Source organism: Synechococcus sp. OH30 (assembly GCF_047462175.1).
Taxonomy (GTDB): Bacteria; Cyanobacteriota; Cyanobacteriia; order Thermostichales; family Thermostichaceae; genus Thermostichus.
On the sequence record NZ_JANSIP010000001.1, the window covers coordinates 385062 to 409991 of the forward strand.

Annotated in this window: 23 protein-coding genes and 1 tRNA gene; 12 read left to right on the forward strand and 12 right to left on the reverse strand. The window is 60.8% G+C overall.

Going from position 1 to position 24930, the window contains the following annotated elements; genetic code table 11:
• Nucleotide 1 precedes the first annotated feature (1 nt).
• Nucleotides 2–2023 (reverse strand): magnesium chelatase ATPase subunit D, encoded by a 2022-nt coding sequence (bchD, locus tag NW830_RS01895; protein ID WP_414359460.1) that lies wholly within the window; start codon nt 2021–2023, stop codon nt 2–4.
• 175 nt (nt 2024–2198) lie between these two features.
• Complete coding sequence (locus tag NW830_RS01900; RefSeq protein WP_414359458.1) at nt 2199–3641, reverse strand: gamma-aminobutyraldehyde dehydrogenase; 1443 nt, start codon at nt 3639–3641, stop codon at nt 2199–2201.
• A 148-nt stretch (nt 3642–3789) separates the two neighbouring features.
• On the opposite strand from NW830_RS01900, the gene NW830_RS01905 reads away from it, so the two are divergent.
• The 3 genes from NW830_RS01905 to gatB all read left to right on the forward strand — a co-directional run bounded on the left by NW830_RS01905 (nt 3790) and on the right by gatB (nt 5804).
• Entirely contained in the window at nt 3790–3984 is a 195-nt protein-coding gene (locus tag NW830_RS01905; protein WP_414359456.1) for a hypothetical protein, read from the forward strand.
• Nucleotides 3981–4265, forward strand: a complete 285-nt coding sequence (locus tag NW830_RS01910) for an acylphosphatase (RefSeq protein WP_414359454.1) — start codon at nt 3981–3983, stop codon at nt 4263–4265. Before NW830_RS01905 ends, NW830_RS01910 begins: the two co-directional genes overlap by 4 nt.
• Nucleotides 4266–4331: 66 nt before the next feature.
• Nucleotides 4332–5804 carry an Asp-tRNA(Asn)/Glu-tRNA(Gln) amidotransferase subunit GatB gene (gene gatB / locus NW830_RS01915; RefSeq protein WP_414359452.1) on the forward strand — a complete coding sequence of 491 codons (1473 nt, stop codon included), beginning with the start codon at nt 4332–4334 and terminating at the stop codon, nt 5802–5804.
• A gap of 173 nt (nt 5805–5977) precedes the next feature.
• Here the strand turns inward: gatB and NW830_RS01920 are convergent, their stop codons facing one another.
• Entirely contained in the window at nt 5978–6571 is a 594-nt protein-coding gene (locus NW830_RS01920) for a Maf family protein (RefSeq protein ID WP_414359450.1), read from the reverse strand.
• 140 nt (nt 6572–6711) lie between these two features.
• Here NW830_RS01920 and NW830_RS01925 point away from each other — a divergent pair, with 140 nt between their 5' ends.
• The 4 genes from NW830_RS01925 to NW830_RS01940 all read left to right on the forward strand — a co-directional run bounded on the left by NW830_RS01925 (nt 6712) and on the right by NW830_RS01940 (nt 9786).
• On the forward strand, nt 6712–7539 hold the full coding sequence (locus NW830_RS01925) for an ion transporter (protein ID WP_414359448.1): 828 nt from the start codon (nt 6712–6714) through the stop codon (nt 7537–7539).
• A gap of 57 nt (nt 7540–7596) precedes the next feature.
• Nucleotides 7597–8103 carry a hypothetical protein gene (locus tag NW830_RS01930; RefSeq protein ID WP_414359446.1) on the forward strand — a complete coding sequence of 169 codons (507 nt, stop codon included), beginning with the start codon at nt 7597–7599 and terminating at the stop codon, nt 8101–8103.
• Nucleotides 8104–8176: 73 nt separating this feature from the next.
• Nucleotides 8177–8590, forward strand: coding sequence for a PH domain-containing protein (locus NW830_RS01935; protein WP_414360036.1), 414 nt, complete (start codon nt 8177–8179; stop codon nt 8588–8590).
• Nucleotides 8591–8592: 2 nt separating this feature from the next.
• Nucleotides 8593–9786 carry a glycosyltransferase gene (locus tag NW830_RS01940; protein WP_414359444.1) on the forward strand — a complete coding sequence of 398 codons (1194 nt, stop codon included), beginning with the start codon at nt 8593–8595 and terminating at the stop codon, nt 9784–9786.
• Here NW830_RS01940 and NW830_RS01945 read toward each other — a convergent pair.
• Complete coding sequence (locus NW830_RS01945) at nt 9741–11270, reverse strand: hypothetical protein (RefSeq protein WP_414359442.1); 1530 nt, start codon at nt 11268–11270, stop codon at nt 9741–9743. The genes NW830_RS01940 and NW830_RS01945 overlap by 46 nt on opposite strands.
• Before the next feature lie 167 nt (nt 11271–11437).
• On the opposite strand from NW830_RS01945, the gene NW830_RS01950 reads away from it, so the two are divergent.
• Nucleotides 11438–11851 (forward strand): hypothetical protein, encoded by a 414-nt coding sequence (locus NW830_RS01950; RefSeq protein ID WP_414359440.1) that lies wholly within the window; start codon nt 11438–11440, stop codon nt 11849–11851.
• A gap of 9 nt (nt 11852–11860) precedes the next feature.
• Here NW830_RS01950 and ssuE read toward each other — a convergent pair whose 3' ends face one another.
• Nucleotides 11861–12406: an NADPH-dependent FMN reductase gene (gene ssuE / locus NW830_RS01955; RefSeq protein WP_414359438.1), complete on the reverse strand. Its 546-nt coding sequence runs from the start codon at nt 12404–12406 to the stop codon at nt 11861–11863.
• Between the two features lie 78 nt (nt 12407–12484).
• On the opposite strand from ssuE, the gene NW830_RS01960 reads away from it, so the two are divergent.
• Nucleotides 12485–12556 (forward strand) — tRNA-Gly (locus NW830_RS01960).
• A 337-nt stretch (nt 12557–12893) separates the two neighbouring features.
• On the opposite strand, the gene nusB is transcribed toward NW830_RS01960, so the two are convergent.
• From nusB to NW830_RS01975, 3 genes are all read right to left on the reverse strand, one after another.
• Nucleotides 12894–13736 (reverse strand): transcription antitermination factor NusB, encoded by an 843-nt coding sequence (nusB, locus tag NW830_RS01965; protein ID WP_414359436.1) that lies wholly within the window; start codon nt 13734–13736, stop codon nt 12894–12896.
• 70 nt (nt 13737–13806) lie between these two features.
• Entirely contained in the window at nt 13807–15954 is a 2148-nt protein-coding gene (locus tag NW830_RS01970) for an ATP-dependent helicase (protein ID WP_414359435.1), read from the reverse strand.
• Nucleotides 15955–15968: 14 nt separating this feature from the next.
• Nucleotides 15969–16832 (reverse strand): Cof-type HAD-IIB family hydrolase, encoded by an 864-nt coding sequence (locus tag NW830_RS01975; RefSeq protein ID WP_414404536.1) that lies wholly within the window; start codon nt 16830–16832, stop codon nt 15969–15971.
• Nucleotides 16833–17114: 282 nt separating this feature from the next.
• On the opposite strand from NW830_RS01975, the gene NW830_RS01980 reads away from it, so the two are divergent.
• The 3 genes from NW830_RS01980 to NW830_RS01990 all read left to right on the forward strand — a co-directional run bounded on the left by NW830_RS01980 (nt 17115) and on the right by NW830_RS01990 (nt 19697).
• Entirely contained in the window at nt 17115–18032 is a 918-nt protein-coding gene (locus NW830_RS01980; protein ID WP_414359431.1) for a DUF1517 domain-containing protein, read from the forward strand.
• A 133-nt stretch (nt 18033–18165) separates the two neighbouring features.
• Nucleotides 18166–18834 carry a hypothetical protein gene (locus NW830_RS01985; protein WP_414404537.1) on the forward strand — a complete coding sequence of 223 codons (669 nt, stop codon included), beginning with the start codon at nt 18166–18168 and terminating at the stop codon, nt 18832–18834.
• A 143-nt stretch (nt 18835–18977) separates the two neighbouring features.
• Complete coding sequence (locus NW830_RS01990) at nt 18978–19697, forward strand: peptidylprolyl isomerase (protein WP_414359428.1); 720 nt, start codon at nt 18978–18980, stop codon at nt 19695–19697.
• Nucleotides 19698–19815: 118 nt separating this feature from the next.
• Here the strand turns inward: NW830_RS01990 and bchM are convergent, their stop codons facing one another.
• The 4 genes from bchM to wecB form a co-directional block, all read right to left on the reverse strand.
• On the reverse strand, nt 19816–20532 hold the full coding sequence (gene bchM, locus NW830_RS01995) for a magnesium protoporphyrin IX methyltransferase (RefSeq protein ID WP_414359426.1): 717 nt from the start codon (nt 20530–20532) through the stop codon (nt 19816–19818).
• Between the two features lie 408 nt (nt 20533–20940).
• Nucleotides 20941–21888 (reverse strand): D-alanine--D-alanine ligase, encoded by a 948-nt coding sequence (locus tag NW830_RS02000; RefSeq protein ID WP_414359424.1) that lies wholly within the window; start codon nt 21886–21888, stop codon nt 20941–20943.
• Nucleotides 21889–21944: 56 nt separating this feature from the next.
• A complete protein-coding gene (gene ftsZ, locus NW830_RS02005; protein ID WP_414360033.1) occupies nt 21945–23054 on the reverse strand; it encodes a cell division protein FtsZ in 1110 nt (369 codons plus the stop codon).
• 424 nt (nt 23055–23478) lie between these two features.
• On the reverse strand, nt 23479–24606 hold the full coding sequence (gene wecB, locus NW830_RS02010; protein ID WP_414359422.1) for a non-hydrolyzing UDP-N-acetylglucosamine 2-epimerase: 1128 nt from the start codon (nt 24604–24606) through the stop codon (nt 23479–23481).
• Between the last annotated feature and the right edge of the window lie 324 nt (nt 24607–24930).

Below are 24930 nucleotides of genomic sequence, written 5' to 3' on the forward strand. Positions count from 1 at the left end.
TCTAGGGAGAGCTACGTTCCTCTCGAAGAGCCGAACGGGCTAGGGCCGCAATCCTCTGGTCCGTGGCCCGGGGGAGGTGCAAGTAGCGTCCGCCTGCCAGTTCCGCCAGCTCAGCGCCAAAGCTAGTGGTGACAAAGCGGCTTTGCGAGTCGATGAAAAGCAGCTTTAGCCCCAAAGCGCGAATGCGCAGGGCAATCTCTCGCAATTCTTGCTTGATGTCGACAGAGTCCCCCTCCCTCCGTCCCAGAGAGCGGCTGAGGGGAATATTGGCCCGGCCATCGGTAAGGGCCACCAGCATGACTTGACCCACGTCGCCACTGGCGCGAGCATTCACCCCCAGGCGCACCGCTTGGGTGAGGGCATGGGCCAGGGGGGATCCCCCGCCACAGGGCAGGGATTCCAGACGGCGGCGGGCCAGCTCGATGGAGCGGGTGGGGGGCAGCAACACTTCCGCAGCCTCACCGCGAAAGGCAATCAGGGCAACTTTGTCGCGGTTTTGGTAGGCCTCGGTCAGCAGGCGCAGAGCTGCGCCTTTGGCCGCCTGCATGCGGTTAAGAGCCATGGAGCCAGAGGCATCCACCACGAAGATCACCAAGGCTCCAGCTTTGCGGGCCAGCTTCTTGGCGCGGATATCGCCAGGCTCGACGATGACGGCCCGTCCTGGCTGCCGCAGGCGGCGACTTTTCTGGTAGGGGGCAGCAGCCCGCAGGGTAGCGTCAACGGCGATGCGGGGGTTGGCTCCCTGGGGCAGGATGGGCTTGACGTAGCGGCCCCGGTCGGTGCTAAACACCAAGCTGCGGGATCCCGTTTTTCCCTGTTGGCTTAGCGCTTGGGCAAAGGCCAAGAGGCGCGGGTCAAGGGCCACTTGTTCGGGGTCGAAGAAAAACTCCTGGGGCAGGCTAGGATTTTCCGGCTGGGGTTCTGTCTCTTCTCTGTCTTCCCCCTCCTTGGCGGGCTCTGGCGGCTGAGGATCCGACTGTTGGGATGGGGGTGGGGGAGGCGGCGGCTGGTCGGGGTTGTAGCGGGCGCGGGGCAGCAGCACCAGTTGCACCGCCTGTTGCAGGTCTTCGGCCAAGAGGTGATCCCGTCCCTCCAGCGCCGCCAGGGCACGGGCCGCCCGCAGGGCAAACTGCTCCCCTCGATGGCCTTGGACATTGCCGCGGATGGCCTCCTGCACCAGGTAGTGGATCTGTTCCCGCCGTGGCTTGACCTGGGGCAGCCACTCCCGCGCCAGGAGAATGCGGGTGCGGATTTCCTCCACTTCCGCCTGGTGTTCCGCCAGAAAGGGCTCAGGGGCGTCGACAAATCGAGTTGCCCGCTGGACAATTTCCCCTCGCTCCTCCAGGCTCAGCTCCTGCCCCACCGGCACCACCAGCGCTAGGCGATCCAGCAGGTGGGGGCGCAGGGATCCCTCTTCGGGGTTGTAGGTGGCCACTAGGAGAGGCCGGCAGGGGTGCTGCAGGCTCAGCCCTTCCCGCTCCAGGCGGTTTACTCCCTCTCCCACCACCGTCAGCAGCAGGTTGACGATGGCGTCGTCTAAGAGGTGGATGTCGTCCACATAGAGCACACCCCGGTGGGCGGCAGCCAAGAGCCCTGGCTGGAAGACCGTTTCCCCCTGCTTCACCGAGGCCTCCACATCCACGGATCCCAGCAGCCGATCCTCCGTCACCCCCAAGGGAATCTGGACAAAGGGAGGAGCTATCACTTGGGTAGGGGGCGTTGTTCCCTGCGGGTAGCGGGCCTTGGCCCAGTCCGACCAGGTCTCGGGCCGCGCCGGGTCGTCGTTGCAATAGGAGCCGGCGATGACCTCGATGGGAGGTAGCAGGGCGTGGATCCCTCGGGCCAAAACCGACTTGGCCGTGCCGCGCGGCCCCACCAGCACCACCCCTCCCAAGCTGGGATCCACCGCCGCCAGCAATAGGGCTAGCTTGGCGGTTTGCTGTCCGACGACAGCGGTAAGGGGGAAGGTGCGGGGGGGGGCTAGGGTTGCAGATCCCAGGGGTGACTTAGGGAGGTGGGTCATCGACGGTTAAATCTTGCCAATCTTTTGAGATCTTCCCAGATCCAGGGCAGATTGAGAGCTGTACACAGAAGAATAGCTCGGTAGCCCCGTACTAAGCGCTCCGCGCCGCTGACGCGAATGAGATGGGGAAGGGTTTCTGGATGTCCCTACTGAAGTGCTGCTGTTTTGTCAAACTTCAGCGGCTTGCAATCATCACATGCTTGGTAATCTGATACTCTCGTACCGCTTCTGTCGAGAGATCTTTGCCAAATCCCGATTGCTTGAAGCCGCCGTGGGGGGCTTCCGAGGCGATGGGGAGGTGATCGTTAATCCAGACGGTGCCCACCTCCAGCTCAGCCGCCAGCTTCATTGCTCGTCCAATATCTTGAGTCCACACAGAAGCCGCCAGCCCGTATAGGACGTCATTGCCCAGGCGTAGCGCTTCTGCTTCTTCGCGAAACGAGCTGAGGGTGAGAACTGGCCCAAAAACCTCACTCTGCACGATCTCCGCTTTTTGATCGACATCGGTAATCACTGTGGGTTCGTAGTAGTAGCCCCGGTCAAACCGGGAAGGGATCCGCCCGCCGGTTAGCACCTTGGCTCCCTCGGCTTTGGCCCGCTCCACGAATCCCATCACCCGCTCCCGCTGGGCTGCCGAGACCAAAGGCCCCATCTCTACCCCCGCCTCAAAGGGAGGCCCCACCACCACCTTGCGCATTGCCTCGACAATGGCCTCTTGCATCTGCGCCAGTCTGCTCTCGTGCACATAGATGCGGGTAGCTGCCGTGCAGTCCTGGCCGCTGTTGAAGGTGGCAGCAAAGGCGGCCTTGGCGGCTACGCTTTCCAGGTCGGCATCTGCAAAGACCAGGAAGGGCGCCTTGCCCCCCAGCTCCAAATGCACCCGCTTCAGGGTGTTGGCAGCGGTGCGCATCACCTGCTTGCCGGTGGCGGTAGAGCCAGTGAGGCTAACCATGCGTACCTGCGGGTGCTCCACCAGGGCTTGGCCGGTAGCATCGCCTCCGGTAACGATGTTGACCACCCCCGGCGGGATCCCGGCCTCGGCAGTGAGCTCCGCCAGCCTCAAGGTGGTTAGAGGAGTGGTGGGAGCAGGCTTGAGCACTACCGTGCAGCCGGCGGCCAGGGCAGGGCCAATCTTCCAGACGGCCATCAGCAGGGGGTAGTTCCAGGGGGTAATTTGCGCGCACACCCCCACCGGCTCCTTGCGAAATAGTGAGGTGTAACCCTTGGCGTATTCTCCGGCGCTGAAGCCATGGATGTCGCGGGCGGCAGCGGCAAAGAAACGCAGGTTATCTACCGCAAGAGGCAGATCCCCTCCCAAGCTCACCAACTCATAGGGCTTGCCGGTGTTTTCCGACTCCAGGCGCGCCAGTTCAGCAGCCTGCGCCTCGATCAAATCCGCCAGTTTCCAGAGGGCCAGGGATCGCTCGCCGGGGGTGAGCTTCGACCAGCGGCCATCGGAAAAGGCGGTTTGGGCAGCCTGGACTGCCCGATCCACATCGGCGGGGCTGGCGTCCACCACCTCCGCTAGTTTCTCCCCCGTGGCCGGGTTCTCGATAACCATCAGGTCTCCCCCTTGGCTATCCACCCATTGGCCGTCGATCCAGAGTTTGTAGGCCATGGCCTCTTCTCAACTGCTCGCTAGAAACACTTCTCCCCATTGTGCCGAATCTTGTCCAGCTTGGGGGGCGTTGTCCAGGGATCCCCTCTTTTTCCGTTTCTGTCTGATAAGGTCAGAAGGGAGCTTTCTGCACAAGCGAGGTTGGCGCATGTCTCCTGTGCTGTGGCAAGCCATTGGGTACGCCTGCGGGATCTCGTTGGGGATCCTGGGACTGGTTGCCCTCATCAACTTTCTCTGGCAGCGCCTAGAGCAGCAGGCCGAGAAAGCTACGGCCCAGCCAGCCGAGCCGCCAGCAGCTCCGGAACCTCGTAGCACCTCGGAGGAGGGATCCCTGTCAACATGAATGACACAGTTCGCGTTCACGTTTGGGTGCGCGGGCGAGTTCAGGGGGTAGGGTTTCGGGCTTACACGGAAGCCATGGCCCGCAGCGCCGGCGTCCACGGCTGGGTGCGCAACTTGCGGGATGGCCGTGTCGAGGCGGTTTTTGAGGGATCCCCGGCGGCGGTGGAGGCAATGCTGCGCTGGTGTCAGCAGGGCAGCCCCGGCTCGCGGGTGGAGGGCGTCGAACACCGTTCCGAGCCACCCGAGGGCCTCTCCACCTTTGAGATCCGCCCCACCGTTTGAGGCAGCGGGTCAGGAGCTGGCGACATCCCACTAGAATGGGGAAACCTACCCTTTACTCTTTTGGCCATGACGGTTGCTGCTCCTGCCAAAGTGGAATACGAAGCTGTCATTGGGCTGGAGGTGCACTGCCAGCTCAGCACCCGCTCCAAGATCTTCTCCAGCAGCGCAACGGCCTTCGGCGCTCCCCCCAATACCCAAATTGACCCCATCTGCATGGGCCTGCCCGGTACGCTGCCGGTGCTGAACGAAAAGGTTCTAGAGTATGCAGTCAAAGCAGCTTTGGCTTTGAACTGCACCATTGCCCCTTACAGCAAGTTTGACCGCAAGCAGTACTTCTACCCCGACTTGCCCAAAAATTACCAAATCTCCCAGTACGACCTACCCCTTGCCACCCAAGGCTGGGTCGAGATCCAGCTTAGCGACGGCCGCACCAAGCGCATTGGCATCACTCGTTTGCACATCGAAGAAGATGCGGGCAAGTTGGTGCATGCTGGCAGCGATCGCCTTGCGGGATCCAGCTATTCCCTGGTGGATTTCAACCGGGCAGGAGTCCCCCTCATCGAAATTGTCAGCGAGCCAGACATCCGCAGCGGCGAGGAAGCCGCAGAATACGTGCAGGAGCTGCGCCGCATCCTGCGCTACGCCGGCCTGTGTGATGGCAACCTGCAGGAGGGATCCCTGCGCTGCGATGTCAACATCTCGGTGCGTCCGCTGGGGAGTCAAACCTTCGGCACGAAGGTGGAAATCAAAAACATGAACTCCTTCAACGCCATCCAGCGGGCGATTGAGTACGAGTTCAAACGCCAAGTCAAGGCTTTGGAAGCGGGCGAGCCTATCGTGCAGGAAACTCGCCTTTGGGAAGAAAACAGCCAGCGCACCATCAGCATGCGCAAGAAAGAGGGATCCAGCGACTACCGCTATTTTCCCGAGCCGGATCTGCCGCCCATTCGCGTTACCGAGGTGCAAAAAGCCCGCTGGCAGGCGGAGCTGCCGGAACTACCGGCTGTGAAGCGGCGGCGCTACCAAGAGGTGTACGGACTTTCGGTGTACGCCTCTCGCTACCTCACCGACGAACGCAACACCGCCGAGTACTTTGAGGCCGTGGTTGCCGCTGGCGCTGACCCGAAGGCAGCCGCCAACTGGATGATGAGCGACATTGCCAGCTACCTCAACACCCACAAGCTGGACTACCCCGACATTGCCCTAAAACCGGAAACCCTGGCCGAGCTAATTAGCCTCATCGAGCAGGGCGTCATTTCCAGCAAAATTGCCAAGGAGATCCTGCCGGAGCTGTTGGAAAAAGGTGGCTCTGCCCGCGCCTTGGTGGAGGCCAAGGGCCTGACCCAAATCTCCGATAGCCACCTCTTGGAGCAGATGATTGCCGAGGTGCTGGCAGAAAACCCCGAGCAACTGCAGCAGTATCGCGGGGGTAAAACCAAGCTCTTTGGCTACTTTGTCGGGCAATTGATGAAAAAAACCCAAGGGCGGGCGGATCCTAAGCTAGCCAACGAGCTGCTCAAGCGGCATCTAGACGGGTGAGCTCCTCCTCTTCCGCTTCAACGGGATCTTGCAGTCCCTCCACGAGCAGACACGGGCTGCCCCACCGCGTAGGTGTCCTCGACTCCAGCAGCGCTCACCGCCTCTTGGCGGGGGTGTTTGGATCCCGGCCCTGGCTCTGCAAGGGCAGTGCAGGACTTGTCCACCCCCCCTAGCTAACTCCAGACTTCGGTGAGGGAGTAGCCCAACTCCTGGATCATGCGGCGCAGCAGGGGCAAGCTTAGCCCGATGACGTTGCCAGGACACCCCTCAATCCGCTCCACAAACAGGCTGCCCCGGCCATCCATGGCAAAGCAGCCCGCACAATTAAGCGGCTCGCCGGTGGCCACGTAGGCGCGGATCTCCTCGTCGCTGGGCTTAGCAAAAAACACCCGCGTAACCGCATAGTGGGTGAGGCGGCGGTTCTGCTTCGTGTCAATCAAGGCATGACCCGTGTAGAGCTCTCCCACTTCGCCCCGCATTTGCCGCAGGCGCCGTTCCGCTTCCAGAGCATTGGCCGGCTTGCCCAGGATTTCTCCCTTGAGGTAGAGCACCGAGTCGGCCCCAATGACCAAAACAGGCTCCCGTTGCTGGGCCGCCACCACTTCGGCTTTGGCCGAGGCCAGCTTCTGCACCAGTTCAACTGGATCCGAGCTTTGGATTTGGCTTTCGTCAAAGTAGCTGGGTTGAACGCGGAAAGGGATCCGCGCAGCTTCTAACAGTTGGCGGCGGGCAGGAGATTGTGAAGCCAGGACAATGGGAGGCAACATCGATTCAATACTCACCTCAAGCCTAGACGTTTGTAGGATTGAAGTTCGCTCTACCTACCAGTTTCCATTACCCTAGTCAAGGTACGCCCGACAGGCGCTGCAAGGAAACTCTCTCGATCTCTCCCAACTGGAGCTTGTTTGTGACCACCCTACCCTCCCAGGCCTCCCCTCAAGCCAAGCTTGTCCCTGCTGGCCTCCTCCAGCGGTATTGGGGAGATGAAGACACTCCCGAAAGCCGCTGGGTGAATTTACTGGTGGCAGCCCTGGTTCTCTGCTCGTCCACCTTCTTTGTGGCGGAAACCTATCCCCTGCCCTTGGAGGTGCGCCTTAGCCTAGAGCGGCTGGATCGCTTGATCCTTGGCCTGTTTGTGGTGGAGTACCTGCTGCGCTGGGCAGCGGCTCCCCAGAAGCTGCGCTATGTCTTCAGCCTCTATTCGCTCATTGACTTGCTGGCGATTTTGCCATTTTTTGCTGGTCTAGCCGATATTCGCTTTATCCGTCTCTTGCGCTGGTTTCGCATCCTGCGGCTGCTGCGCCTAGTGGAGGGCAAGACCCTATTGGGTCAGGTAATCTCCGCTGACACCCGCATCTTGTTGCGCATCCTTTTTACTCTCTTTGCGATTGTCTTTGTCTACTCTGGCCTTATCTACCAGGTGGAACATCCGGCCAATCCCACCACTTTTGCCACCTTTTTGGATGCTTTCTACTTTTCTGTTGTCACCATGACCACGGTGGGGTTTGGGGATCTCACCCCCACCTCTGAGCTGGGCCGGCTGTTGACGGTGCTGATGATCTTGACGGGCGTGGCCCTGATCCCTTGGCAAGTGGGAGAGCTCATCAAGCAACTGGTGAAAAGCGGCAACTCAGTTCAGTGGGCCTGCCCAGGCTGTGGCCTCTCCCAGCACGATGAGGATGCCCGGTTTTGTAAGCGCTGTGGCACGCCGCTCTATCCCCGGGATCGAGGCTAGTGGCCAATTGGAGGCAAAGACAGGATAGGCTAGGACAGGTTGGGAGGAGGAGCGGCAATGTGGGCCCACCCCGAGCTGGCTATCCCTGGCAAGTTGAACGTGAAGGCAGGCGTGGCAATGCTTGCTGCCGCGATTGTCCTGGGCTGGATCCTCAGCCAAGTTCAGCCGTTGCCGCTTGCCCCCCAGGAGGCCTCAGGGATCCCTACAGAACCCCTTTCCTGGCAAGAGGTGCCCAAACAAAAGTACGCCTGGCACATCTGCTACGCCTTTTTGGGCAATATGGGACTCATCAACATCGGCGGCGGCCTGGCGCTGGTGGTGCTAGGATCCCGCTTTACGGCTGGGCAACTCCTCTCGCAAATTCTCCTCTTGGGTGGAATGCTGCACCCCGCCTCTTGGGCCTTGGTGGCTCTGACCGGGTTAGAGGGATGGGGCTGGCTGGGCAATATCGGGGCAGCAGCCGTGGCGCTGGTTGTGATAGCCCTGTTTGTTCGCCTAATCTGGGCCACCTATTGCTCAGGGCAAGCCCTTCAACGGCAAACCCGCTCCCGCCTCTCCCGCTAGCTTGCCGGGCAGTTGGGGAAGGCTAAGAAACTGTTTAAGATTGTTTATGGTCCCTACGAACATTCGACTGGGCATGGCTATCAAAGAAGAGGTTTTTTTTGAAGGCGGGCCCCATATTGGCGATCTAGTGTTGAACTCCTTTGTCGGTCTTACCGTGGTTGGCTTGCCTCTATTTGTAGGGGCGCTGGTGCGCAGGCTGTGGGTTCACTACCGGATTACCAATCGCCGCATCACGGTCATTGGCGGCTGGGGGGGGAAGGAGCGCTCCGATGTCATTTACAAGGAGATTGCCAAGGTGGTGACGGTGCCGCGGGGCCTGGGCACTTGGGGCGATATGGTGCTCACCCTCAAAGACGGCAGCCGCCTAGAGATGCGGGCAGTGCCGCGCTTCCGGGAGATCTACGCCTACATTAGCGAGCGGCTTGACGAAAAAGCCAGAAAGGTCAGCGGCCCTATTGGCAAAAGACCCCCCGCGGCAGAGTCCTAGCTATGCCGAGTTGGGAGCCCTCTTGGCCGCAGCGCCTAGCGTTGGTGCATGAGTACCTCATCTGGCCGGGGGGATCGGAAAAGGTTTTGCAGGAGCTACTGGCCTTTGCCCCGCAGGCTCCCCTCTATGTCAGCCTTTTCTCGGCCCACACCCTGCCGCCGAGCTGGCGGGAGCTTTCCGTTCACACTTCGTTTTTGCAAAGCTGGGCCAAGTGGCTAGGGGTACTGCGCCGCAACTACCATGGCCGCCTCAAGTACCTGCTACCCTGGATGCCCTTAGCCTACGAGAGCTTCGACTTTTCCGGCTATGACTGTGTAATCTCCAGCAGCCATGCCTTTGCCAAAGGGATCTTGACAGGGCCTTCCACCCTCCACCTAAGCTACATCCACAGCCCGCCCCGCTACCTCTGGGAAAACCGGGAGATCTACCTTGAGCGGGAGGGGTTGACAGGGATCCGCCCGCTTGCTGCCCTCAGCCGATGGCTAATGCACCGCCTGCGCCAGTGGGATTTTGTGGCGGCCCAGCGGCCAGATCTATTGATTGCCAACTCGCAGCACATCCGCCGGCGCCTCGCCAAGCTCTACCGCCGCGAGGCCGTGGTTATCTATCCGCCGGTGCCGCTGCAGGGGTTTGAGCCGGTGGCCACTCCCCAGGCCGACTACGACCTGGTGGTAAGCCGGCTGGTGCCCTACAAGCGGGTGGATCTCGCCATTGCTGCCTGCCAGCAACTGAACCGCCGTTTGGTAGTGGTGGGGGAAGGGCCGGAGCTGCCGCGGCTAAAGCAATTGGCAGGACCACAGGTGGAGTTTTTGCCCCACCAGCCTCTAGAGTGCTTCCAGGAACTGCTGGCCAATTGCCGGCTGCTGCTGTTGCCCTGGGAGGAAGACTTTGGCTTGGTGGCCGTGGAAGCCCAGGCCTGTGGCCGACCGGTGGTGGCCCTCAACCGAGGCGGTACCTGCGAGACCGTCCGCCACGGCCAAACGGGGATCCTCATCTCCGAAGCCAGTGTGGAAGCCCTCGTCGAAGGACTGCGCCAGGCAGAGCGCCAGGAGTGGGATCCGCGGCAGATTCGCGCCCATGCTCTGCAGTTTGCACCGGAGCGGTTTCATGCCCAACTGCGATCCCTGCTGCGCTGGGCCTGGCCCCGTTTTCAAGCTGGAGAGCCGCTGGATCCGCGAGCATGGAGCGCTGAGTAGAGCCGCCGCTGCACAAAAGTGGGCAACTCGATGCGGCTGCGCTCCCCCCTTTCTCCGCCGCTGCAGCCCGTGGCCAAAACAGAGCGCTTCAGCAGCCTTTCTGTGCGATCCTGCTCCTCCTTGAGGGTAAGGGGGGGGATCCCGCCGGCAGGCATTCTCCCCGTTGGGGGTTCGCCGGTAGGAGGGACGGCAGCTCCTTTTGGGGAGGGAGCAGGCTGGGCAGGCGCTGCTTGCAGCCGTTCCTGAGCGGGCCAGCGGTGGGCAGCAGCCGGCTGGCTCGACCTGGGCTCGACAACGGCCCGGCCGGGAGCCGACGGGTGCAGGGCAGCCAGTTGCTCCTCCAGCTCCCGGTTGCGCTGCTGCAACAGGGCCACCTCCTTTTCCTGCGTTTGCGCGTAGGCATGGGCCTGGGCACACTCAGCTTTCAGGGCCGCCACCTGCTGCTGCAACTTCTCTATCTGCTTTTGGCTAAATAGAGAGTGGGCCTCCGCCACTTCCCGCGCCCGCTGGGCTTCTTTCAGGCTTTCCTGCGTTGGTCGCTGGGCCAGCTCTTGGCGGAGCTGATCCCGCTCAGCTCGCAGGGCGTCCAGCTCAGAGGTGAGAGCCTGCACCTGCTCTTTCAGGGCAAGAAGCTGCTGGGTCTGCTCCGCCTGCTGCTGACGGCTCTGCTGCAGTTCTTCCAGCAAGCTGGCCCGCTCCGCTTTGGCAAAAGAGGCCTGTTGGCGCAGGCGCTCCAACTCTGCTTGCAGCTTCTCCCCCTGCTCCGGCAAGGAACCTTGCTGCAATTGACGAATCTGTTGCCGGGCCTTGTCCAGCTCGGCCTTGAGGTGGGCTTTTTCACTCTCCAGCTGGGTCCTCAGACGTTGCCACTCCGCTTCAGCCTGGCGGTGGGCAGCTTCCAGCTCCGCCCGCAGGGTTTCCAACTCCTGGGCAGAGGGCCGACTGGCCAGCTCCTGAATTTGCGCCTGCAGCTGCGCCTTTTCTTTCTCCAACTCCTGGATGCGGAGCTGCAGTTGGGTCTGCAAAAGCTGCACCTGCGATAACTTGGCGGCGTATTCCTCCAGCTGCTTCGCTTGCTGTTTCAGCTCCAGGATCTCCTGCTGCAGTTGATAGAACCGGGCCGGCTCGATACGCCGCTGCAATTCTGCCTTGAGGGTTTCGATTTCCGCTTGGCTGGTTTGCAACTGCTGCTGCAGGAGCTGGTAGTGCTCCAGCGTGGGGCGCCGCTCCATCTCCCAGAGGAGATTTTGTAGCTCCTCAATGTGCTGCTGCTGAAGCTGAAAAGCTTCCAGGGTAGGACGTTGTTCCAGCCGAGCCTTCTCTTCCTGACAGGCTTGCAACGCTTGCTCCTGCTTTTGCAGTTGCTGTTCCAGGCGTTGGATACACTCAATCTGCTGCAGCGACAGCGCCTCTGACTCGGCCAGGGATCGCTCCAGGTTGCGCACCCGCGCCCGCAACGTTTCTAGCTCCTCTTCCCCTTCCATAGCCGGGCTGCTCAACAGGTCATGCGCCTTACTGTAGCAGATGCTGGGGGGGAAGATCCAGCTTGACCACCACATATAGCGTAAACTTTTGGGTTCCCACAAAACTGACGCTAGGGATCTCCTGCTTACCGCCTATACTGGGAGAGGGATTTTTAGGTGGAAGTCCGGTGGGATCCCGACTTTGGCCACTGACACTGGCCCTACTGGCCGTAGCGGCTGCAGGGGGGTGTAGCCCTGCTGCTCTGGCTCCTAGCCCTCCTCTGCCGCCACTCATCCTTAGCAGCGACATTCCGCCCGTCATCAGTCGGAGCAACTTTTTGGAGGTGGGGATCGCGGTGTCGGTACCGGGGCGGCTCCCGGCGGAGCTGGCGTTGCAGCTCTCCTGGTCAGGGATCGAGGTGCAAACCCTCTCGGCAGCCCAGGTCAACTGTGTTGCCGGCGAGGTATCCTGCACTACTCGCTTCCGCCTCCGCCCCCCTTCAACCCTGGCGCCCGGCCCCTACCTCCTCAGTTTGCGGGTTTTCGACCGGCTGGGGCAAAGCACTGCTGTAAGCACACCAGTGCTGCTGCGGGATCCCTGAGAGAGTTCCTCACTGCACCGCCTGGGCAAGGGCCTGGAGCCCAGCCTGCAGGCGTTCGGCAATCTCCTCCTCCAGGCGCAGGGTGCCGTCTGGCTCAAACTGGATTTGCGAGCTGAGGATGTAGATCCCTTTCAAAATGTGGGTTGCGCCCATCACGGCCAGCACCGGCTTCATGGCAAAGTCGATGGCCAACAGGTGGGCCAGCGTTCCCCCCGTAGCAATGGGGAGAATCACTTTGCCGACAAAGGCATCCTGGTCTAGCAAATCCAACAGGGCCTTGAACACGCCGGGATAGGAAGCCTTGTACACAGGAGCGGAGAGGATAATCCCGGCGGCTTGGGCCACCTTTTCCTGAATCTGCTTAAGTTGAGGACTCTCGAAGTTAACCCGTACCAAATCCTCTGGCGGCAAATCCCGCACCGAAACAAACTCCGTCTTCAACCCCAGGCTGGCCAGGATCCCAGCAGCATGGTGCAAAATCGCCTCCGACCGCGGCGGTGGGCCGGCAGACTCGCGGGGGCCGGGGCTACCGGAGAGCAGAAGAATAGAGGGCATCGGCCAAAGGCAGAACGCTGCTTCTGTTGTACCAGGGATCCCGCCCAAGAAGTGCTAATATGGTAGTCGAGGTTAACTGCGGGCGTAGTTCAGTGGTAGAACGCTAGCTTCCCAAGCTGGATGTCGTGAGTTCGAATCTCATCGCCCGCTTCTGGACAAGCAAAACCCTCTCTTGCCGCTGCCGGTCTCAACCTACCCCTAGCCAGTGTCGAGGGGGAAGGGAGGGTGGGCAGCACGTAGCTTCTGGAGGCAAGAGCAAGCTGCCCTGCTGAACTGGCCAGGGATCTGGCTAGGGCATTCTGCTAAAGGGGCACTTCCAGCCCCACCTGCAAGGCAGAAGTTGGCGGGTAGTGCTCAGGGACAATCCCAGCCTTAAGCCCGTGGCAGCCCTGCAGGAAGGATCCTGGTGGTGGGAGAAACGCCCTTGTCTGAGACAGATCTGCCTGCCCAGTCTCCCTCCGCATTAGAGCAGGGGAGGTTTATCTGCTCAGCCTGCGGAGGTGGCAGCAGGGCCTTCGGGGGTCTCCACCGGGTTGTCCACCACCCGCCGCAGCACGCCGTTAACGAAAGCGGCGGCCTCCGGGTCCCCGTATTTTTTGGCCAACTCTACAGCTTCGTTGATGGCGACCTTAACGGGACTGCTGGCCAGTATTTCCATCTCTACCACCGCCAGGCGCAGGATATCCCGCTCGATCCGCCCCAACCGCTGCAATTGCCAGCCCACCAGAACCTTTTGTAAACGAGCGTCAATCACCTCTTTGTGGGTATGCAGGGCGGTCAACAGTTGCAGAGCATAGGTGCGCACCTCTTGGGCTTGGGCAAGGTGCAGCAGTTCCGGCATCGAGAGGGCAGCCCCCAGCCGGTTGACTGCCTTTTGGGACAACTGAACAACTTCCTCCAGGATGTGGCGGACGCTCTGCAGGCGCTGCTCCAGGTGCTCTAGGGCTTGGCCAGCATTGCCGAGGGCCACTTGGGCTTGGTAAACCAGCTCTGGCAACTCCCTTGGCACAGCTGCCCCCTGCAAGGCACTTTCCAGACGCTGCAAATGTCGCTGGGCCTGGTGAAGACGGAGGGCAAGGGAACGGGATCCACTCTCTTCCTTGACCTCGGAGGCAGCCAAAAACAGAGGATCGCTCTCCTGCAACAGGCGGTCACTGCGCTCAATTTCTGCCGCTGCCGTCGCAAGGGTTTCATGGGTTTCCTCCTGCAGGGTGCGGATGGCTGCCAGCAGCAAGTCCTCCAGTTGTTTTTCGCTGAGTTTGGCCGCCGTGGCCGGCAGTTGGCTGACCCCCAGCAAGGCCAGTTCGCGGGCAACACGCCGAGGTTGCATTGCAAAACACCCTTGTTACGACTGCCCGATTGGGCTTAGCTATGCTAGCAGGCGGGAGGCAGAACAAATGCTAATTGAGCTCAAAACTGCGCCTGAGCACGCGAAAGGCCAAAGCTGGGCTTTGCTCTCTGCCATAGGAGGAGTGGCTAGAGACCGAGAGGGTCAGCCGCCGTTTGCTGCGGGTAATGCCCACATACAGCAGCCGTAGCCGCTCTGCAGCCAAGTCCAAAAAGGCCTGCTCGGTAGGAGAGTTGGCCTGTAGATCCCAGTAGCTTCTGCGGCTAAGCTGGCGCAGCTGGGCCAGGGCTTCTGCTTTCATATCGACATCTTCCAAAAACTTTAGCCCCACCGGTCGCTCCTCATAGTGGGTAGGAAACTCGTAGGCCGACACCTGGGGGATGAAGACCTGATCCCATTCCAAACCCTTGGCACGGTGCAGCGTAGCAACCGTGATGCTGCCCGGCTCGGGGTTGAAGGCAAAGAGCTCCGAGGGCAAGTTGCGGAGGCGGTAATCCAGAATCACCTGAAATTCTTGGGCAATCTCCTGCCAATCCGCCTCAGGGAGGGATCCCAACACCTGCTCCAACTGGTTGATGACATAGCAACCCACAAACAGCTCTTCCGGCTTGCGGTAGAGGCTTTGGACAATGAAATTCAGCACCTCCAGCCAGGGAGAACGCCCAGCCCGTAGCCAACTGGCCAGGGTCTGCAGCAACTGGCCTAAGCTTTGCCAAGAGGGGCTATCTGGCCAGGTAGGAGCTTCCCCAAACTGGGGAAACAGCAGCCGCTCTGGCAGCGAGGCGCGGATCCAGCCCAGCATTGGCTCCAGCTCCGCCCGTGGGATCCCGGCCCAGTCGGCTAGGTGCTCTACGGCTGCAGCCAGTCGAGCAGAGGAAGTGGGCTGGGCCAACCAGTCAATCACCCCCTTGAGCTGCAGCAGCACCCGCCGCTGGGTGGGGCTGCCCCGCAACAGGTCAATAACCCGCTCTCCGCCCCTTTCCCGCAGGTAGTCGAGGGCTTTTCCTCCCAGCTCGTTGGTGGTAACCAGAATAGCCACTGTTTGGGTGGGGAAGGCCTGGGCGGCTGTCAAGGCCCACTGAGCCACCTCCTGCAGCTCCTGCTCGGGGGTTCCTCTGACGCAGCGAAACTCCACCTGTCCTTCGCTGGCTGGGGGATTTGGGCTGCCGGTACTGGCTGGACGAATGTGCTGCCGAGCTAGAGCGGTGCGCAGGGCTGGGATGGGGTGTTCCTGAGTTACCCAGTCCACCAGGCGGTTGGCCAGCTCCAGGATCTGGGGAGCACTGCGGCTGGACTCCTGCAGCGAGATGACCTGGGGACTGGCCTGACAAAAGTCACGAAATAGCCGCGGCTCCGCGGTGGTGAAGGTGCCCATGATGCTCTGGTTGGGATCCCCCACCCGTACTAGGTTGCCCGTGCGCTGGCTAAGCAGCCGCAGCAGCTCTTCTTGGAGGGGGGAGCTGTCCTGAGCTTCGTCCTCGAATAGGTAGTCGTACCACTGTTGCACCTGCTGCTGCAGCGCCGAGTCCCGCTCAATCAGCTCCACCGCCTGCCAGCCCAGGTCGTCGTAGTCCAGCTGGCCTCGGCGACGCAGCTCCGCTTGGTAGGCAGCATAGAGGGGAGCCGCCCAGCCTAGGTAGCCCTCTCTGGGGAGCACCTCCGGCTCCAGGCGCAGGTTCTTAGCTGTGCTGATCACCGCCTGCACCATCTGTTGAAAGCTGCGCCGAAACCGCAGCCGGTTGTAGACTGCCCTCTCATCGGCAGGGATCAGGGGCTCCCAGAGGTGGGTGTGGGAGTTGAGCCAGGCGCGGCAGAGACGGGTGAGAAGGCGCTCCTGCTCATATTCCTCCAGGATGGACAGCTCTTCCCAAGGGCCGGGGGCTTCCCGCAACACCCGCAGCGCTAGGGAATGCAAGGTAAAGGCTTGGGTAAAGCGATCTGGGTAGCCCGCCTCTTGCAGGCGTTGGTTGATACGGCGCAGCAGATTGACCCGTGCTGAGCGCATGTAGGTAAATACCCCGATGCGCTCGGGCGGGATGCCGCGCTTGAGGATGAGATTGACAATCAGAAGCTCCAGGATAAACGTCTTGCCGCTCCCTGGAACAGCAGCAATCCCCAGCTGCCCTGATTGATAGGCCAAGACCTGTTGCTGCTCCGGACGCAGGATAATCTGGGGGAAGGGAGAATCAGCTAAGCCCACGGTCAGATCCCTGCCTAGGTGAGGATAAAGGTCTCGATGGCCACCGCCACCCCATCCTCGGTGACGGGAGGAGCCACCCAATCAGCGTAGGGCAGCAAAGCCGGTGAGGCATTCCCCATGGCCACCCCGATCCCTGCATAGCGCAGCATCTCAATGTCATTGTCGCCATCCCCAATGGCCATCACCTGCTCCGCCGACAGCCCCAGCAGCTCTTCCGCCAGAAAGCGCACTGCATTGCCCTTGTTCACCGCTGGATGGGTAGCCTCCAAAAAAATTGGCTCTGACCGCGTGAGATAGAGCTGCTCTGGAGAATACCGCTGCCGCAGGGATCCCTGGAGTTCCTGCAAAAACTCCGTATCTTCTGAAACAACTAGGATCTTGGTGGGTCTTTGCCCATATTGGGCAGGGGAAAGAATCTGGAACGGCACTTGCGAGCGCTCAGCATAGGCGTGGCTCAGAGGGCTGAGTTCCCGCACATAGAGCTGGTCGTCGATGTAGAGATGGACCCCCACCGGCAGATCCTGCAGCACTTGCAACAACTCCTCTGTCAGCGCCCAGTCCAAGCGCCAGTGCTTGAACGTCTTCTGGCTCTCGGGATCCCGAATGAGCGCCCCTTGGTAGCTGCAGAGGGGCATATCCGCTCCAATGGCGTAGTGAAATCGCTCGGCAGAGCGATGCATCCGACCCGTGGCAATGGCCACCCGCACGCCTGCCGCCTTAGCCCTTTGGATTGCCCGTCGCACTGGCTCTGAAACTTGGTTGGAAGGTCCTACCAGCGTGCCATCGATGTCCAACACCAACAGCCGCACCTCCCTCTGGGCCAAGGACTGAAGAGATTGCCTTTTCTGGGGCCGCTCTTGCACTTCTACTGGCTGCATTGCTCCTCCTCTTGGCCCGTCCATGGGTTTGGGGTTGAACTTGGCAAGGGCTCGATACAGATTGTAATGGTCTGTAATGCTCCAAGTTGCTGGATAGGGTTAGCTGAATCGGCGGGAAGCCCTGCCCTGGATTTGGGTTGCGTAGGTGGCGTAGGCCATATTGTGTTTGTGTTTACCCAACAAAGATGAGGATCGAGAGTCGTTCAGGGAGAGCAAGCCCCTGGCCTCTGCCGGCTGAGGAAAGAGCCTACAATTGAGGAAGGACGTGGACAAACTGTGAACATGCTGAAACGAATCGGTCGCTTCTGCCGGTCCCTGTTGGCTCTTGCTCTGGCCGTGATCCTGGCCTTGGCGCCCCTCAGTGCTGTCTGGGCGCGCAGTGGTGGTCGTGTTGGCGGTGGCTCTTTCCGCTCCCCGACTTTCTCAGCTCCCCGCACCGTTGGTCCCCGTTCCGCTCCGGTGTACCCCAGCTACGGAGGGGGGTTTGGGTTTCCCTTAGTGGTGCCCTTGTTTTGGGGAGGCGGTGGCAGCCTGCTGACGTTGCTGCTTTTGATTGGGGCCGGTAGCTTTCTGGTGCGCAGCTTGCGCTCAGCTGTTTCCGAAGAGGGTGACGAAGGGGTTGCTGACCCGCCAGTAACCGTGGCCCAGGTGAAAGTGGGCCTGCTGGCCAGCGCCCGACAACTGCAAAAGGAGATCAACGCGCTGGCTCTGGAAGCGGATACCCAGTCCCCAGAGGGGCTGAGCCAACTGCTGCAAGAAGTCAGCCTTAGTTTGATGCGCTACAGTGACTACTGGGTCTATGGCTATGCAGAGGCGGAGAAGCGGCCTCTCTCCCAGGCCGAATCCCTGTTCTACCGAGCCTCGTTGCAAGAGCGGAGCAAGTTTAGCGCGGAAACCCTCACCAACCGTAACAACCAGATCCAGCAGCTTTCCCAAGCAGCCCTGCCCCAATCGACTAGGCGGATCCCAGATGTCGGCGAGTACTTGGTCGTTACTCTACTAGTTGCGTATCGCGGCAACTTGGGTACACTACCTGTAGTTAAGTCCGTGGCAGAGCTGCGGCAGTGGCTAATGCAGTTGGCCTCCATCCCTGCCGAGCGGATTGTGGCCATTGAAGTGCTGTGGACGCCGCAGTTGGAGGGAGACACCCTGTCGGCGGAAGCGCTGTTGACCGAGTACCCAGAAATGCGGCTCCTCTGAGGTCGCGGGGGTAAGGAGACAGCAGCTGGGGTGTTTCACCGCCGCGGGCGCCTTGCCGTCAGGCTAGGGAGGTTCCGTTTCCGTGTCTGGGTTGGATGCTTCAGCAGCCAGGAGCCGTTGTTCTCCGTGGGCCTTGGCCGGTTATACAAATCAAGCCGACTCTCTCCTGGATGAGCTGTTGGAGGAGTTGGAGCACAGCCTTGAGGAAGGGGGGGCAGAGGAGTATCCCTATTTGGGTACACGCCCCCCGTTGCTTTCCCACCGTTCTTCGGCTAGTGGCGGGCTGCTGCTGGGTTTGCTGGCCACGCTAGTGGTGGGGCTAGCTTTTTGGCTAACTCTGGGTCCGCGGGTGGGGGTTTTCTCGCTGGCCGATCCCGCTCCCGCAAGGGATCCCCGCCTCGAGACGCCTAAGCCTGTCCCTTCTGCTCCCCCGCCAGCTCAGGAGCCGTCCTCCAACTGTCTGGATCTGCCTAAGCAGGGTGCCTCTCAGGAGCCAAGGGGAGAGGTCGCGGCCAAGCCGGAAGCGGGAAGACCAGTAGCCGCCGCTCCCCCTCCTTCTCGAAGGTTGACTCCGCCGGCGCCGCTCCCCTCCCAAGAAGCACCGCCGCCGATGAAATTGGTGGGGCTGATCCACGATCCAGGCGCTCCTAAGGCCTTGATCTTGGTGGACAAGGTGGTGCGGCAGGTGCAGGCGGGCCAGAGGGTGAAAGGCGAGTGGCGGGTCACCTCCATTACCCGCTACGGCGTGGCTGTGAGCAACGGTGTTCGCAGCCTTACCTTGCAGTTGGGGTTGTCTCATTAGTTGCTGGGGGTGGATAAGCCCCGCCCTGGACTTGGACACCCCCGGGTTGAAATTGGGTACAACCAGGCGCTGGGGCATCCCGTGTCCGTTCGTGGAGGGAATACGAGAAGCACGCTACGCATGGTTACGCGAGGCTTGCACAGATGACAGGGGGCAAGCTGGGGATCGGCTTGGTGTTGGGATATGGGTGTCTCAGTCTACTGGCCTGCCACGGCAGGCCTCCTTCAGCAGAAGCCTTGAAGGGGATCCCGGCAGCCTATGCCGATCGCCCGCAATTGCAAGGCAGAGCGGTGGTGGAACTGGAAATCCAGACTGCTGAAGGGCGAGGGCGGGTGCTCCTGGAGATCCGCGGCGATGCAGCGCCCCTTACGGCTGGCCATTTTGTCGATCTGGTGCAGCGGGGCTTCTACAACGGCCTTACTTTCCATCGCGTGGAGAAAGATCCCCAACCTTTTGTGGTGCAGGGAGGAGATCCCCGCGGAGATGGCAGCGGTGGCGCCACCGAGCCGGGCAGCAGCCGCCTACGGACCCTCCCCCTAGAAATCCAGGTGCGGGGAGAACCCTACCCCCGCTACAACACCTTGATTGAGGATCCCCTGGCCCTGAGTAAGTTGGCCCTGCCCCATCGCCTAGGCGCGGTGGCCATGGTCCGTTCCAGTCCTCTGGATTCAGCCTCATCCCAGTTTTATATCGCCCTCTCGGATCTGCCAATTTTGGATGGGCGCTATGCAGTGTTTGGCTATGTCACCAGTGGCATGGAGTGGGTGGAGCGTATCCAAGTGGGAGATGTCATCCGCTCGGCGCGGGTGCTAGAGGGAGCAGAGCTGCTGCGGGTGCCAAGTCCAAAGCCGGTTGCAAACTAGGGATCCTGGCCATTGAGGCTACTCCCTAGCTGGGCAGCGCGAGTTTTTAGCAGGATGGGAACGGCTACTTCACAAAGACCTGGGGTGGGCCCTGGGCAGTGCTCAAGATCCCCCGGGCCTAGCCGGTGTTGCTGAAGGTGTTGTTACCCGTGCAATTGGGAACGAAGTTGTAGCGCACCAGGTCGAGCAGACAAGCAAAGTAGAAGCGGCTTTGAATGGTTTGTCGCTGCTGGACTTTCCAGCCCCACTCGGCAAGGTGGCTGACCAACGTTGCCTCGCGGTGTTGGTAGGCACGGGTGGTTTTGGTGGAGCCAGGGAAGAACTCTCCCACTTTCTTGAGCAGCGTCAGCCAGGGGGTTTTGGGAGCAAAGCTGAAGATTAGGCGGGACTTGGCTAAGCCGGTCAAGTGCCTAAGCATACGCAGGGCGTCGGCTTCGGGGTAGTGGATCATTACATCCAGGCAGACGACGATATCGTACTCCCCTGTCAGCTCCTCCAGATCCAGAACCTGAAACTGGGGATTGTCTGGCGATCCCAGCTCGAGCTGCTGCCGGCGACGCGCTTCGTTAATCATTTGTTCGGAAATGTCGCTGGCAAATACCTGCGCCCCACGGGCAGCCAAAGGCAGGCTGAGGCTGCCCACCCCACAGCCGGCATCGCAAATGCGCAAACCTGAAGGATCCCCCAGCCACTGCAACACCGTTTCAACAGTGCGGGCATGGCCCAGTCGGATATCTCTTTGGACAAAATTGACTTCCTCGTTGCCGTAGATGCGGCGCCAGCGCTCAAAGCCGACCGTGTTGAAGTAGTTGCGGACGATGGTTTTTTCCTGCATAAGACTGCCAGTTGTATGCCGGGATCTGCTGGGGAATCCCTGTCTCCCTGGAGATGCGGATACATTTTACCCCGAAGCAGCGCCCCTCCCCCGGCCATAACGGCCGTATTGGAATTGGCTTGCCCGCCCTGGGATCTTGAAGACAGAAGCTGAGATTGCCCAGGCGTTGCAGGCTCGCTTGGCCGTCCCTGTCAGGGTTGCTGTCAAGCGTTGCCAAGCTCACCTGCACCTGCTCCAAACCCAACTTGACTCCCTGCATCTAGGCCAAGAAGGCAAGCCGCGCTGGAGGTCCTGGGAAGAGGTGACGGTCTAGGGGCGCTGAGGAGACCGCGCTCGTGCTGGAAAAGCAAGGCCATCAGTTCCACCCGCCCCCTAAGCCCGGAGAAGTTGTGGCCAGCAGGGGTGGGGCTAAACCGGGAGGGGCGAGCGGGTCAAAGCTGCCCTCCGTAGGGCATCCTGCAGTATCCGCTCCACCAGTTCTGTAAACGTCCACCCCAGCGCCGCTGCCGCATCTGGGCAAAGCGAAGTAGGGGTCATGCCAGGCAGGGTGTTCACCTCCAGCACCCAGGGGTTCTCGTCAGCATCCACCCGCAGATCCACCCGCGCTAGGCCCTCACATCCCAACACCTGATAGGCCTTTAGCCCTGCCGCCTCGCAGCGGGCCAACCCTGCCGCGCTGAGGGAACAAGGGATCAAATGCCGCGAGCCGCCGGGGGCATACTTGGCGGCGTAGTCGTAAAAGTCTCCCCGTGCCGGGATAATCTCAATGGCTGGGAGAACCTGGCCGGAGAGAATGGCAAGGGTAATCTCCTTACCGGGAATGTAGCGCTCTAGGAAAACCCGCGATGAGACCGAGCAGGCCAACTCCAGCCCCTGGGCAAACGACTCCTCATCCCGGGCAATGCTGATCCCCACCGTCGAGCCGCTGTTGCTGGGCTTGACCACCAGCGGCGATCCTAAGCGCGCCACGCACTCAACCCAGGAGAGCGGCTGCGCTTTATCCCAGACCAGCCAGTCAGGGGTGGGGATCCCTGCAGCCCGAAAGATCTGCTTAGAGACCAGCTTGTCCATGGCTAGAGCGCTGGCCAGGGGCCCAGATCCCTGGTAGGGCAGGCCCAGCCACTCCAGCATCCCCTGCACCACCCCATCCTCGCCGCCTGGGCCATGCAAGGCAATCCAAACAAAGTCGCAGCCAGCCTGTCGTTCCTGCCAAAGGCGCAGGGGCAGGTCCTCCTCCGGATCGATGAGCTTTACGCGATGCCCCAAATCCTCCAGAGCTTGCTTGCAGGCCCTACCCGTCACCAAGGAGACCTGCCGTTCTGCCGAACGGCCTCCCGCCAGGACGACAATGTTCATGACTCCTCCACCACCCCAAGACTTGCTGCTCTTAACTGGCCATTTCTCAATCCTACCTAGAGAGGCGGACGGCGACGACGTAAAAACTCGGGAATGTCCAAGCCGCCGGAAGGAGGGGGCTCAGGCTCAGGGGGCTGCCGAGGGGGTGGTTCAGAGAGGGTCTTGCGCGTCCCCCCTGAGTTGCCTGCGGAGGCCTTAGCTGCAGGAGTGCTAGCAGCCGACCGCGGTCGGTCAAAACCGGTGGCAATAACGGTGATGCGCACCTCGCCCTGCATGCGCTCGTCTTGCACGGTGCCGAAGATGATGTTGGCCTCCGGATCCACGGCCTCGGCGATAATCTCAGCTGCAACTGTTACCTCGTGCAACGACAGATCCAGTCCGCCAGTGATATTGAAGAGGACGCCCTTAGCCCCCTCAATGGAGGTTTCCAAAAGGGGAGAGGACACGGCAGTAATGGCAGCTTCGCGGGCGCGGGACTTGCCGGAGCCCATGCCAATGCCCATCAGGGCAGTGCCGGCATCGGCCATGACACTGCGCACATCGGCAAAATCCACGTTGATCATGCCCGGGATGAGAATGATATCGGAGATGCCCTGCACCCCCTGGCGCAAGACATCATCGGCAACGCGAAAGGCTTCGTGCACAGGGGTTTGCTCAGAGATTACCGAGAGCAATTTGTCGTTGGGGATCACAATCAGGGTGTCCACTGCCTCCTGCAGCGCTTGGATCCCTTCTTCAGCTTGCTTGGCGCGCCGCTTGCCCTCAAAAGAAAAAGGCCGCGTCACCACTCCTACGGTTAGGGCGCCACTGGCCTTGGCAATCTGGGCAACCACAGGCGCTCCCCCTGTCCCTGTACCCCCTCCCATGCCAGCAGCAATGAAGACCAGATCTGCCCCCTTCAGAATGGCAGCAATTTCTTCGCTCGACTCCTCGGCCGCCTTCTGACCAATGGCTGGGTTGCCACCTGCCCCTAGCCCACGGGTTAGCTTTTGCCCAATTTGCAGGCATTTCACTGTTGGCGTTGAGGATTGAGCAAGAGCTTGGGCGTCGGTGTTGATGCTCCAAAACTCAACGCCCTTGAGGTTACTAGCTGCCATCCGATTGACGGCGTTGCCACCTCCCCCCCCTACCCCTACCACCTTAATTTTTGCGGCATTGCTCACCATGTTCTCCTCTGGATAACCTGCCGCCTTACTCTGGGCGCCGTTTCCTTCGAAGCTGGCCCCCAGCCCTTCGCCTGAGGAGGGCTTGCTGCAGCGAGAAGAAGCCAAGTGGGCTTGCTCTAGTTCCTGCTCAGGGGTAGGGAAGGAGGTATAGAACCAGCTAGATGGCATGTCAGCCCTTAAGACTCTATTCAATACTAAGCATCCTAGCTGACCCTAAGGCAACTCTCCTCCCCTGCCAATACAAGGCCTCACCAGGATACTCTGGGCTCTTTGAGGTTTGCTACTTTGCTTACGCCTCCTCCTTACAGTTGAGCTTTTTAGGAATGCCAACTTGCCTACAAACTCGTGTGCTCTACAATACCTCAAGGGAGCTCTGCTGTTGCCTTCAAAACAAGGCCGGACTTGTGTAATCTTCCCGTGGAATTTATCCCTGGCAGCTCTTTAGGTGCAACTGATCCTCAATGAGGTGGCAAATTTGTTGGGCAGCTGTGCCGTCGCCGAAGGGGTTTTTGGCTTGGGCCATGCGGGCGTAGGCTTGGGGATCGCTGAGCAGTTCCCGGGCCGCCTCCAGGATCTTTTCGGGGTGGGTGCCGACTAGGCGGGCGGTGCCAGCAGCAATTGCCTCTGGGCGCTCGGTGGTCTGCCGTAGCACCAGCACCGGTTTGCCCAGAGCAGGAGCCTCTTCTTGGATGCCGCCCGAATCTGTGAGAATGAGAGTGCAGCGCTGCATGGCACTCACCCAGCAGGGATAGTCCAAGGGATCAGTGAGAAAGACTCGCTCCTGGGATCCCAAGAGAGCTTGCAGGGGCTCCCGCACCACCGGGTTGGGGTGGAGAGGTAAAAGAATCGCGGTGTCAGGGAACTCAGCCAAAAGTTGTAGGAGAGCCTTAGCAATGGCATGGAGGGGATCCCCCCAATTTTCCCGCCGGTGTACGGTAACCAACAAAACGCGATAGCGCTCCCAGTCCAGACCGGGAATGGGACAGGGGATCCCAAGGGAGGCCACTTGCTGCAGAGCATCGATAACTGGGTTGCCGGTGCAGTAGATAGAGCCAACCACGTGGCTGCGCTTTAGGTTTTCCACCGCCTGCGGCGTGGGGGCAAAGTGAAGGGTAGCCAACTGGGAGATGAGGCGGCGGTTGGCCTCCTCAGGAAAAGGATGGTAAAGATCGTCGGTGCGGAGGCCAGCTTCCACGTGCCCCACGGGAATGCGTTGGTAAAAAGCAGCTAGGGCAGCAGCAAAGGCTGTGGTGGTGTCACCCTGGACCAAGACCAGTTGGGGTTGCTGCGCCTGCAGGTAGGGCTCCAGGCCGCGCAGGGTGGCTTCGGTAATATCAGTTAGGCTTTGGCGAGGACGCATGATCCCCAAGTCGCAGTCCGCCTGCAGGCCAAAAAGCCGCATCACCTGATCCACCATCTCCCGGTGTTGCCCCGTCAGGACTACTTCAGTGCGCAGGTGGGGACTGGCCCGCAGAGCCTGGATAACTGGGGCCAGCTTAATGGCCTCGGGCCGCGTGCCTAAGATCACGGAAACCAGAGGAAGGAAAGTCATGGGCTCAAGGGCAATGGACTCTAGGCAGGACCCAAATCTTCTCCAGGCCTCCCTCCCTTGCGCCTGGGCAAGGCCTAGGTCCCGCCTCGCCAGTCTGCAAGGTTCTCAACAGAGACTATACCTGTATCGTCAAGACCTCCCTCACCTTAGCTTTACCAAGGACACCTTGGGAGCAGCTCCACCTCTGCCCGCACAGCAATAAATTCCCTCCACCGCCGAAGCCGAGGGAGGGGGATTAACTAACGGGGGCTACTGGGCTGTACCTAAAAGCTCAGCCTCCGGATACAGGGACACGCCACCCTTGTCAGTTTCTCCTAATGGCTT

Coding starts and splice junctions, on each gene's coding strand:
- bchM (WP_414359426.1), bottom strand. CDS start 20,532: ATGCAGGAAAAAACCATCGTCCGCAACTACTTCAACACGGTCGGCTTT.
- NW830_RS01935 (WP_414360036.1), top strand. CDS start 8,177: ATGGCTATCAAAGAAGAGGTTTTTTTTGAAGGCGGGCCCCATATTGGC.
- bchD (WP_414359460.1), bottom strand. CDS start 2,023: ATGACCCACCTCCCTAAGTCACCCCTGGGATCTGCAACCCTAGCCCCC.
- ftsZ (WP_414360033.1), bottom strand. CDS start 23,054: ATGGTGAGCAATGCCGCAAAAATTAAGGTGGTAGGGGTAGGGGGGGGA.
- NW830_RS01990 (WP_414359428.1), top strand. CDS start 18,978: ATGACAGGGGGCAAGCTGGGGATCGGCTTGGTGTTGGGATATGGGTGT.
- NW830_RS01940 (WP_414359444.1), top strand. CDS start 8,593: ATGCCGAGTTGGGAGCCCTCTTGGCCGCAGCGCCTAGCGTTGGTGCAT.
- NW830_RS01945 (WP_414359442.1), bottom strand. CDS start 11,270: ATGGAAGGGGAAGAGGAGCTAGAAACGTTGCGGGCGCGGGTGCGCAAC.
- NW830_RS01900 (WP_414359458.1), bottom strand. CDS start 3,641: ATGGCCTACAAACTCTGGATCGACGGCCAATGGGTGGATAGCCAAGGG.
- gatB (WP_414359452.1), top strand. CDS start 4,332: ATGACGGTTGCTGCTCCTGCCAAAGTGGAATACGAAGCTGTCATTGGG.
- NW830_RS01905 (WP_414359456.1), top strand. CDS start 3,790: ATGTCTCCTGTGCTGTGGCAAGCCATTGGGTACGCCTGCGGGATCTCG.
- NW830_RS01920 (WP_414359450.1), bottom strand. CDS start 6,571: ATGTTGCCTCCCATTGTCCTGGCTTCACAATCTCCTGCCCGCCGCCAA.
- NW830_RS01975 (WP_414404536.1), bottom strand. CDS start 16,832: ATGCAGCCAGTAGAAGTGCAAGAGCGGCCCCAGAAAAGGCAATCTCTT.
- NW830_RS01930 (WP_414359446.1), top strand. CDS start 7,597: ATGTGGGCCCACCCCGAGCTGGCTATCCCTGGCAAGTTGAACGTGAAG.
- NW830_RS01980 (WP_414359431.1), top strand. CDS start 17,115: ATGCTGAAACGAATCGGTCGCTTCTGCCGGTCCCTGTTGGCTCTTGCT.
- nusB (WP_414359436.1), bottom strand. CDS start 13,736: ATGCAACCTCGGCGTGTTGCCCGCGAACTGGCCTTGCTGGGGGTCAGC.
- ssuE (WP_414359438.1), bottom strand. CDS start 12,406: ATGCCCTCTATTCTTCTGCTCTCCGGTAGCCCCGGCCCCCGCGAGTCT.
- wecB (WP_414359422.1), bottom strand. CDS start 24,606: ATGACTTTCCTTCCTCTGGTTTCCGTGATCTTAGGCACGCGGCCCGAG.
- NW830_RS02000 (WP_414359424.1), bottom strand. CDS start 21,888: ATGAACATTGTCGTCCTGGCGGGAGGCCGTTCGGCAGAACGGCAGGTC.
- NW830_RS01910 (WP_414359454.1), top strand. CDS start 3,981: ATGAATGACACAGTTCGCGTTCACGTTTGGGTGCGCGGGCGAGTTCAG.